The organism is Pseudoalteromonas sp. bablab_jr011, from assembly GCF_016464045.1.
GTDB classification, from domain to species: domain Bacteria; phylum Pseudomonadota; class Gammaproteobacteria; order Enterobacterales; family Alteromonadaceae; genus Pseudoalteromonas; species Pseudoalteromonas lipolytica.
On the sequence record NZ_JACDWU010000167.1, the window covers coordinates 111,804 to 121,893 of the forward strand.

Consider the following 10,090-nt stretch of genomic DNA (forward strand, 5'->3'; position numbering starts at 1 on the left):
GAGTGACAAGGTTTTTTTGTGTCTTTTTATAAGCCTTGAAATTGTGGTTAAGCCTTAGGCAGCACCTTGATCCTTCTCATTAACTTCCATTTGAATAACATTCTGTGAATCTTGACCCAAATTGATTTCTTTCGTCCCTAAATCTTTTTCCATATGTTGTCTCAACATCGCTAGCTTCAGCTTTGTTCTAAGTTTAACTATTTCTTCTCTTTCTAAGGAAATATCAGCTGTAGCACTTTCTATCACCTCTCTAGAAACTATCGATAACCTTAAAAAACTTAGGCGTTGATCATGCAACTCTATAATTTGGTTTATACACCTTCTCATCCCTTCTGCGATAAAAGCAACAATGCCTAAAACAGCAAACATAAATGGGATACGACTTAAAAATACATCCCAAACACTTTCTATCTTACCTTGATCAAAAAAGGTTATTAAATCACCAGCTTTTTCAAACAAAGAAATTGTAATAAAAAATAAAACACCTAAAAAAAGTATGCTAATAGCACCATAGAATAATTGTTGTTTTCGGGTCTCACCTGTGAAGGATTTGAAGTCCTCGCTAAAAATATCTACATCATCTTGTAATGTTTTAAGTTTGTTTGGTCTCTAACGTCTTTTTTTAATATCTCTAAATTTTCACTATATACTTTATTTGATTGTTCTAAACTACCATTCTTATCTCTAGTTAATTTCAAAGTTGCTGTTGTTTCCGCAAGCAGATCTTTCTTTTCTGTAAGCTCTACGTTAACTGACTTAAGTTTCTCATTAACGTCACTCAATAAATTATCTTTTTCATCAATTTCAACTTTTAAAGAACTTAAATGCTCTTGATGATCAGTTTCGAGTTCATCTAAGCTATTTTTAAATTTCGATAAATCATGAAATTCATCTTTTAGGTTACTTAAAAGCTCATAAGACTCCTCTTGGATTAGGTAAAGCTTATCGATTTGCTTATATATTGAATTGTGAGAGCTTTTAGATGTAGTAGACTCATTAAATACAAATCCTTGTAAACACTTTATATTTACTTCTCCATCTAGTGTAGATATCGAAAATTCAGAAATTGGGGCTAAGATACTAAAAACTAATTTATATAACCCTGATTTTTTATCCTTCTCAAAATTATCAGAAATTTGATTTATTTTATGACCTGAGGTGTTTGTATAAGTTAACTTTATATCTTTTTCTAAATTCAAAGTTAGTTCAATTTTAGAAACAACTAATGGCTTTGATAATTTTAAATTTATAGGTTTAGTTCTCAGTAAATATGAAGGTCCTTCTAACACATCAAAAGAGCCTGTTGAAGAAATTATGTCTGTAATTTTGCTTGTTGATTCTATTTCAGACTTCTTTAAACCAGTAGTTATTTTCAACAATTCACTTGCTTGATCAATTGTATTTTCTAAACTCTCGATTTTAGCTTCTAGCTCTTCCAACATAATCCTTCCTACTTTTTGTAAATATTTACTAAATTCTGATTGTATAATTAATTAATCACTCAACCCCATATGATTAAACCATAGATTCCTAATAACCTATAAAAAAGCCTCAGCATGGCTGAGGCTTTATTACTTAATCGTTATGAACCCGCTGGGTACACGTAGCTTGACTGTAGGCCGAGTGGGATGCCTAAGCCCCAATATGCTAGTAAGAAGATACTCCAGCCGATTAGGAACGCGATAGAGTACGGCAGCATCATGGCAATTAAGGTGCCGATACCTGTGCCTTTAACATACTTCTGGCAGTACACGACAACCAATGGGAAGTAAGGCATTAACGGGGTGATAATGTTTGAGCTTGAATCACCCACACGGTACGCTGCTTGGGTTAAGTCTGGCGATATGCCTAATTGCATTAACATAGGCACAAAAATAGGCCCAAGTAATGCCCATTTTGCCGAGCTTGAACCCACAAACAAGTTTACGAATGCAGTTAAGAAAATAATACCAATCACGGTTACAGAACTGGGTAATTGCATGGCTTTTAACAGCTGTGCACCTTCAATTGCCAGTAATGCCCCAAGGTTTGATTTACTAAATGCCGCGATAAATAACGCACAGAAAAACGCCATAACAATATAATACGCCATGCCGCCCATTGCTTTACTCATGGCATCAATCATGTCTTTAGAGCTTTTGAACGTGCCAACCACAAAGCCATAAACTGCACCAGGTATCCAGAACAGTAGGAAAATTAGTGGCACGATAGACTGCATCAAAGGTGAACGGAAGTTAGTCAGCGAGCCATCGGGGCTGCGCATAGCTGAGTCTGCGGGAGCGGATACAAACCAAAGTAAAGCAAGGCCTGCTACCATCACTGTGCTTGCAATATAAAACGCACGCTTTTCATCGCTACGCGCTTCATCAAAAGCGGGTAAGTCTTCGGTGTCACCATCAAGTGGGGTATTTTGTAAGCGTGGTTCAATAATTTTATCGGTAATGTACCAGCCTAATAAAATAATGAATAAGCTTGAAGCTGAGGTGAAAAACCAGTTATTTAACGGGTTAATCGCCATATCAGGATTAATAATTTGTGCTGCACTTTGGGTAAAGCTTTGCAGTAATGGATCGATACCTGATGGAATAAAATTGGCACTAAAGCCCCCACTCACGCCCGCAAAAGCCGCAGCAATACCCGCAAGAGGATGACGACCCATCGCATAAAAAATAACCCCCGCAAGCGGGATAACTAACACGTAGCCAGCATCAGTTGCGGTGTGGCTAACAATCGCCACTAAAATAATAGACGGGGTCAATAGCTGCTTAGGAGTGACTTTTAGCATTAGCTTTAAGCCCGTATTGATAAAGCCTGAATGCTCAGCAACCCCAACACCTAACATTGCAACAAGCACAACACCTAAAGGAGCAAAGCCTGTAAAGGTTTTTACCATCGACGATAAAAAGGTGGCTAAGGAATCACCCGCCAACAAATTATGGACAACAATGGCCTCGCCTGTTCGTGGGTCTATGGCGTCAAATGTCATGCCCGAAAAAAGCCACGACAGCAGCCAAATAAGTAACATGGCCACTAAAAAGATAATGGCCGGATCAGGAAGCTTATTGCCTACCCTTTCAATGGTATTTAAAAAACGTGCGATTGCTCCGCTTGGTGCCTGCACATCATTGTTATTATTCATTTTCGAATTCCCTAGAAAAATTTCTTGCTTACCTTATCGCATCCGCGTTAAGAGGTAAATTTTAAGTTAACTAAGCTATCCGATTTGGGTACTTAAACTATATAAAAAAAGCGGCCAAAGCCGCTTATTTAAATAACATCAACACCGATTAGGCTAATGCTTTTACTTCATCCCATAAACGAACCACTAATGCTTTATCATCTTCGTTAAGCTCACCATTACGGTATGCTTTAACCAGGCTCGACTCGACTTGGTTATTAAGCTCGTCGGTTGATAAGTTTAATTCTTCAACTTGCGCATACCCTACAGCCAAATCAAAATGGCCTCGTAAATAGCCACCAGCAAATAACTCATCATCGGTTGCTTTATCAACTAAATCATCAAAATATTGCTGCGCTGCATCAATATAATTTACTAAACTCATGGTTATCTCTCCTCTGGGTGCAGCCCATCTTGATGACCTACTGCATACATTATATGGTCATTAAAACCTGTGGTTACTCTAATATAACCACTTAATTCATCGTCTAACTCACTGTCGCCAGTATCGGCAATCAATGGGCGGCCATTCAAGGCCTGTAATTTTGTTTTGGTTGCGACCACAATAATATTATCGCGGCCGATAGCACGAATAAGTGCTGGACTGAGCTGTTGATTTCCACGACCAAAAATATGGCCCTGACCACCGATCAGGGTGATCACTAATTTAGTCGGTTTACCGTGTGTTAGCTCCAGTAATTGCTGTGCAGTTAAATCCTGAGCAATCAGCGCTTGGTCTGCCACTAAATCAACACCGAGTAAGGTATTCTTTAGGCCCATTTCTTCCATAATGGCAGCAACTGTTGAGCCACTGCCCATGACGTATAAAGTCTCTTCATCCATGTCAGACACCACATAAGCAGCAATATCAGCAAGCACTAACTCGTCGGTTTCTTTACCCCCATTTTTAACCGCTTGCACGTAACGTACTTCGCTCGGCACTTGCATTTCACCATACCGTTTTGCTTTTACTGTGCCTTCGCGAAATGCGGCTTCGTCGATATCCATCACGTCTGCATCGCCTAAGCTCACCAACTCACCTTTTACAAGCATTTCAACCACTCGGCCCGCAGCTTTTGGGGTAATAGCATACACACCTGAATGAATTTTACAGCCTGCGGGAATGCCCAACACGGGTGTAGTGTCGCCAACAGCATGACAAATATTTCGGGCTGTTCCGTCACCGCCTGCAAATAAAATAAGGTCTACGCCTTGTTCTACGAGACGCTTTGCAGCTTGCTCGGTGTCATCCGGCGTCGTAACGTCGCCACTGTGATAAATAACCTGGGTATTAAAGCCTAATTGGGTGGCTGTTCGCTCCCCCATTTCACCATTAACGGTGTATATAATGAGCGAGTCTTGATACGCAAGTAATACTTCAAGTGCTGCACGGGTGCGTAAATTTGCTTTGGGTTCTGCGCCGAGTGCCATGGCTTTCGCTGCTGTATCAGCACCATCACTGCCTTTAAGAGCTACACTGCCACCAAGCCCTGCAACAGGGTTTACAATTAAACCTAACTTAAACTGCATCAGATAACTCTCCTGGATGTTGCCATACAAATTGTGCACTTGTCAGTGGCCACGGGGTCTTATAAAAATCACTGAGTGCTTTTAGTAGTGCGTAAGTTCGTTGATTAAAACCAGACGCTAGTAAACTTAATAGGTGCTGGTGAACACACTGCTGAAAAGCAAAACGACACGTTTGTTCGCCATTTAAATTATCGACCGAAACATTAAAGTCAAACCCTGCCGCAGCGCTAAGCGCCCATTCTATTGCTTGGGGTTTAACTTCTACCGCTTCAAACTCAGCTTGCTGATGTTTATCACGACCATCAGGACAATACCAATAGCCATAATCTTCCAGTAAGCGGCGTTTTTCACCTGCCACCAGCCAATGGGCAATTTCGTGGAGTGCACTGGCGTAAAAACCATGCGCAAAGACAATTTGATGATAAGTCGTTTGCTCATCTGCAGGCAGGTAAATAGGCTCGTCAGCACCTTTAATTAAGCGCGTGTTATGGCTTTGATAAAAAGTGCTGTCAAAAATAGCGATTAAATCGGCAATCTGATGCATACTGGCTTACATTCATCTCGTTAAAAGCGTTACAACAACGCACCAAAAACGAGGCGAATTGTACGGACTTTTCAGCCTAAAGTAAAAACAACCCCTCTCGGTTAGAGGTATTTTGCGATATCGACGTTATCTATTTGTTCAGGGCTCAAGTAGCGTTTTGCGTATTCAAGGTAAATGCCTGAACTTAAAAACAGTTTAAATACGTCACGATCAATATGATCGTCATCGACCATTTTAGCTAAAATATCAATAGCAACACTCAATGGTTTGGCCTTTTTATATGGCCTATCTGCTGCAGTGAGTGCTTCAAAAATATCAGCAAGTACTAACACTCGTTCAGGTATCGATAAGTCATCCGCTGATAATTTACACGGATACCCCGTGCCTTTTAAGGTTTCGTGGTGGGTCGATGCATAGCGCGGCACACGGGCTAGCTCTTCAGGGAATGGCACATTATTAAGCATACGAATCGTGCTGATAACGTGTTCATTAATTTTAAATCGGTCTTCTGCGGTAAGTGTTCCACTTCTAATTTGTAAGTTATATAACTCACCTAAATTATACTTGTATTCAGGAACCGACATTTTTATACCTAAATTAGCATCGTATTCCACAGCCTTGTGGTGCGTAATTAGGTCACTGGGTTTATCACTTAACAGCGTTTCTTCAACAGGTAAAGATTGCCCCTTTAAACCTGCAAAGCGCATTTCTTCTAGAGGCGATAAACCAAGCGTTGCATCGAAATGCCGATGCCACTTAATACACGCAACGTCTTTTAAGCGTGCAAGTTGCTCATCATCCATAAACTCACTTCCCACATTGCAAGTAGCAATGAAAGCAAAGTCAGCATGTAATTTGTCTGTTTCAGCGTCTAACTGCTGTTGCAGTGTCTCCCTGTGTGTTGGGTTTTCAAGCAGCTTTTCGTAGTAGTTTATTTTAGCGTCGCGCAGTAACACTTCAAAACGTGTACGGATTTCATGAATACGATTATAAATGGTTTCTAGTTTGGTGCCTTTGTCTACAATGTGTTCTGGCGTGGTAATTTTACCACAGTCATGTAACCACGCTGCCAGTCTAAACTCACGTTTTTCATCTTCGTTTTCAAATGCAAACTCTGCAAAGGCGGGATCTGTTGAATCAGATGCAGCATTCGCAAGCCAAATACCAAGCTCAGGAACACGCTCACAATGCCCTGCTGTATAAGGTGATTTATCATCAATCGCTTGGGCTATAAGTTCAACAAACGATTCCATGAGTGCTTTTTGTGAGTTTTCGTGTTTCTCTATAGAGCGGCTCATATCAACCATTGAATTGGCTAAATAATGAATTTCGAGAATGCTACTTGACAGAGTCGACACATTTTTATACTCGCGCTGCTGAATTTTTTTGTTCTCACCAACAAGCTTTAAAATTGGATTCACAATTGATGATGCAAAAAACCACGATATTGGCAGTAGCAGTAATAAACATAAACTCGTTATTAAAATAGAAATCCGAATTTTCTCGCGAATGACCGCAAGTACATCTTCTTTTGCTACCAATACAGTGAAGAAATCTTCATTGTCAGCTTGCATGTCACCGCTTAATGGTAAGGGCACGACAAACATGTATTTTTCTATCCCATTTTCATGTACATCCAGCATTTTGCCAAACTGATGACGCTTATTTGCAAGGCCTGTTTTTTGGTCATCAAGCTTAATAAGCGCTGATAAATCATCAAAGGTATGCTGATGGCTTTGCGTTCTACTGCTGGCAATAATGTCACCACTACTCTGATAGACATACATTTCGGCGGAAACCAAAAACTGCATTTTAGTCTGTTGCTCAGTTAAATACGCACTTAAACTCGAACTTGCTATATCCACCGCAAGCACATCGCCGGTATCATCTGACTTAATCGAATAGGTATAACCCGGTACGTGGTAAACATTAAACATGTACGGTTCAGATTTGGTAACAACCCCACTTTCTGCGTCTTGAAACCATATTCGCGTTCGTGGATCAAAATCGGTTTGTTGCTCTTCTGCTTTACGGACTGTCAGTTGTGAGTCTAAAAATAACATCGACTTACGACGCTCTTCACCTTCCCCCGATACTTTAATGACCAGCCATTTATACTCATCTTTTATATTCAAGCTGGCGGGTAAATTTGCATACCCTTTTAGATTAATAACTTGGAGAAAATCACCATTCGCACGCCCTAAAATAAGTGAATAAAAATCTGTGTGCCGACTAAGCACCTCTATGAGTACATTTCGAAAAATCTCATAGTTACCTTGGCTTTGTGAAAATAGGCGTGTGTCATGAACCATCACGCTGAGGGTGTTATCTGCACGCTGATTTATACGTGTGATATGATCAGCAATCTGCTGGCTTGTTTGCTTAAATTGCTGAGCTTTGGTGTGCAATACTAACTTTTCGCTGAAGTAATAATGCAAGCTAATCGCCACAATTCCCGTTAAAAGACTGGCAAGCGCAAAGACTAAGAGAACACTCGCTCTAATTGATATTTTATAGCCTTTTTTATGGCGTGATAGCATTATGCATCTCCTTGCATGCTCTCTTTATTGAATGAATATAAGAAAAAAGAAGTACAGATAATATATACAAGTATCTTTGGATAATTACAATTTATTGACTAAATTAAACGCACCTTGGTATCGATTAAATTTTAATAACCAATTGATTTCTTCCGCCTTCCTTAGCTTGATACAAAGCCAAATCAGCTCGTGATATCACTGATTTTTGCTGCTCCTCACGCATGATGGTCAAACCAAAACTTGCTTGTATCGATAAAGAGCAACTACCTAATTTAAATTCCTCGGCATTTAGCCTTGCTATCATGCCGTTTATAAGCGCAGTGGCATCTTTTAATGAACAAAGCGGCAGTACAATAACAAACTCTTCACCACCAAATCGATAGACATCATCAGCACTGCGCAGAGAGTTCGTTAGAAAAGTCGAAAAGTGCTTAAGCACGGTATCCCCCATTTCATGTCCATGGGTATCGTTTACGCGTTTAAAGTAATCAATATCAGCTAAAACGACACACACATGTTTCGTTTTATTTTGCTGCTTAATTAATTTTTGATATGCCTCATAATTGTTATCAAACGCACGCCGGTTAGGCAGCTGTGTGAGTGCATCTTTAAATGCCTGTCTTTTCATTTCATCTACAAGTTGACTTAGCTGAGTGTTACGAACAAAAAGCTGCCGACGCATTAAATGCTCATGAGCCGACATAACGACCCCTGCAAAATTAGCGGATACATGTGCCAACCCAACCATATAAAAAGTATGGCTACTTACATCTTTATTAAAATAAATAACGGTAATTGCAAATGCACTGTAAGACACACCGATTAAGGTGGCATTCTTTAATGACAATAAAGTAGAGAAATACATAGTGATCAAAATAATCACATCAAAAAACATATGCAGGACATAATGGCGCTCAAAGGTGAACACCATAAATTGCATACTAAAAAATAAGAATGTCATAAACGCAGCCACCGCTTGCGATAATTGCTGTGGTGTCCGGATATAGCACACCCCAAGTGCAGTGATCACACAAACTGCAACAGAAATAGTCCGGCTAAATAATGCAATACCGGGCCAAAAGCTGGGTTGAATTATCATTTTATCGGAATAGGTCACCAGCATACTCATAATGGCGGTGATACAGGCAAGAAACTGTGCAGTTTTTTTATCTTGCTCAAGCTTACTTTGAGTAAATGCTTGCTCAACTTGCATAGAGTTGAACCGACAAAAGTAGCGTGCAATTGACATATCTTGATTTAATAACTTTGCACCGAATGTGCTCATAATTATATACCTCCGCAGGAACGGAAAAAGGCGAGTAATGAGGTGTTTAAATAAAGAGCAACCGTTCCATTATAGAGTGAAGAGCTTACAATTAAACTCGTTCTTTTGTATATAAATTACACACATGCACCAACACAAAGTTGCGAAAATGGCACAAAGCATAAAATTATCGCTTTGTGCGCGGTGATTAAATAATATTCTCTCCTGCCTCATCACGTGTAACAATATCTGTTTCTTGCAGTGCGTGTGCAATCCAATTCTTCAAAACAGGACACGATAGTACCTGGTCACAATAAGCTTGTGCAGGGCTTGATAATGTAACTTGGTAAGTTTTAAAGCGCAGTACCACGGGCGCAAACATCGCATCAACAATTGAAAACTCACCATACAGCCATGTATTGGACGACGATTGTGGTCGCATCGAAAATATCTCATCAATGCGCGCAATGTCTTTCTTTGCGTGTTCTGACAGCTCAACATGTCTTTTAGCTCGAATATTCATGGGCATTTCATTTCTGAGTGCGAGAAAGCCACTATGCATTTCTGCAGCCACACTTCTTGCGTGAGCTCTTTTATTTAAGTTTTCAGGCCATGCTCTGCCATTTAGATAAGCATCGTTGATGTATTCACAAATCGCGAGTGAATCCCACACAGCTAAATCACCGTCGATTAATGCAGGGACTTTTTGTACAGGAAATTTCGTTTTTAATCTGTCATAAAAGTCTGGGGTATCTAAAACAAGTTGCTGCTCAGTAAATGATATATTGAATTTACTTAATAAATACCACGCTCTTAATGACCAACTCGAATAATTTTTATTACCAATAAATAATTGCATTTTTCATCCCTTAACGATTAGATTAATACCATTCTGCTTAATTAAGTGGTCTATTTTGAGGCAATAAAACCGCGTTGATAACAAGGCAAAAATTTAGTTATTTAGTTGTTCTCGGCAATTGCTCCTGCATTGCTCTACCTCCTGCATCCATGCAGTCGTAAATCAGAAATTTTTA

At 39.7% G+C, this 10,090-nt stretch carries 8 protein-coding genes and 1 pseudogene; all 9 read right to left on the reverse strand.

The window, feature by feature from the left end; translation table 11 throughout:
- Positions 1–54 precede the first annotated feature (54 nt).
- Positions 55–459: a hypothetical protein gene (locus JIG41_RS08900; RefSeq protein ID WP_199524579.1), complete on the reverse strand. Its 405-nt coding sequence runs from the start codon at positions 457–459 to the stop codon at positions 55–57.
- A 113-nt stretch (positions 460–572) separates the two neighbouring features.
- The gene (locus JIG41_RS08905) at positions 573–1,442 is read right to left on the reverse strand and encodes a hypothetical protein (protein ID WP_199524580.1); all 870 of its coding nucleotides are present in this window, start codon (positions 1,440–1,442) and stop codon (positions 573–575) included.
- A 140-nt stretch (positions 1,443–1,582) separates the two neighbouring features.
- A complete protein-coding gene (locus JIG41_RS08910) occupies positions 1,583–3,139 on the reverse strand; it encodes an AbgT family transporter (protein WP_065978787.1) in 1,557 nt (518 codons plus the stop codon).
- Between the two features lie 148 nt (positions 3,140–3,287).
- Positions 3,288–3,563 carry a YfcL family protein gene (locus JIG41_RS08915; protein ID WP_036969913.1) on the reverse strand — a complete coding sequence of 92 codons (276 nt, stop codon included), beginning with the start codon at positions 3,561–3,563 and terminating at the stop codon, positions 3,288–3,290.
- 2 nt (positions 3,564–3,565) lie between these two features.
- Positions 3,566–4,708, reverse strand: coding sequence for an ATP-NAD kinase family protein (locus JIG41_RS08920; protein WP_199524581.1), 1,143 nt, complete (start codon positions 4,706–4,708; stop codon positions 3,566–3,568).
- On the reverse strand, positions 4,698–5,252 hold the full coding sequence (locus tag JIG41_RS08925; protein WP_199524582.1) for an elongation factor P hydroxylase: 555 nt from the start codon (positions 5,250–5,252) through the stop codon (positions 4,698–4,700). The genes JIG41_RS08920 and JIG41_RS08925 overlap by 11 nt, the downstream gene beginning before the upstream one ends.
- A gap of 101 nt (positions 5,253–5,353) precedes the next feature.
- A pseudogene (locus JIG41_RS08930) lies at positions 5,354–6,943 on the reverse strand (HD-GYP domain-containing protein); the annotation flags it as partial.
- 973 nt (positions 6,944–7,916) lie between these two features.
- Positions 7,917–9,077, reverse strand: coding sequence for a GGDEF domain-containing protein (locus tag JIG41_RS08935; RefSeq protein WP_199524584.1), 1,161 nt, complete (start codon positions 9,075–9,077; stop codon positions 7,917–7,919).
- A 187-nt stretch (positions 9,078–9,264) separates the two neighbouring features.
- Positions 9,265–9,915: a glutathione S-transferase family protein gene (locus JIG41_RS08940; RefSeq protein WP_199524585.1), complete on the reverse strand. Its 651-nt coding sequence runs from the start codon at positions 9,913–9,915 to the stop codon at positions 9,265–9,267.
- Positions 9,916–10,090: the final 175 nt, after the last annotated feature.

Coding starts and splice junctions, on each gene's coding strand:
- JIG41_RS08940 (WP_199524585.1), bottom strand. CDS start 9,915: ATGCAATTATTTATTGGTAATAAAAATTATTCGAGTTGGTCATTAAGA.
- JIG41_RS08905 (WP_199524580.1), bottom strand. CDS start 1,442: ATGTTGGAAGAGCTAGAAGCTAAAATCGAGAGTTTAGAAAATACAATT.
- JIG41_RS08910 (WP_065978787.1), bottom strand. CDS start 3,139: ATGAATAATAACAATGATGTGCAGGCACCAAGCGGAGCAATCGCACGT.
- JIG41_RS08915 (WP_036969913.1), bottom strand. CDS start 3,563: ATGAGTTTAGTAAATTATATTGATGCAGCGCAGCAATATTTTGATGAT.
- JIG41_RS08920 (WP_199524581.1), bottom strand. CDS start 4,708: ATGCAGTTTAAGTTAGGTTTAATTGTAAACCCTGTTGCAGGGCTTGGT.
- JIG41_RS08925 (WP_199524582.1), bottom strand. CDS start 5,252: ATGCATCAGATTGCCGATTTAATCGCTATTTTTGACAGCACTTTTTAT.
- JIG41_RS08935 (WP_199524584.1), bottom strand. CDS start 9,077: ATGAGCACATTCGGTGCAAAGTTATTAAATCAAGATATGTCAATTGCA.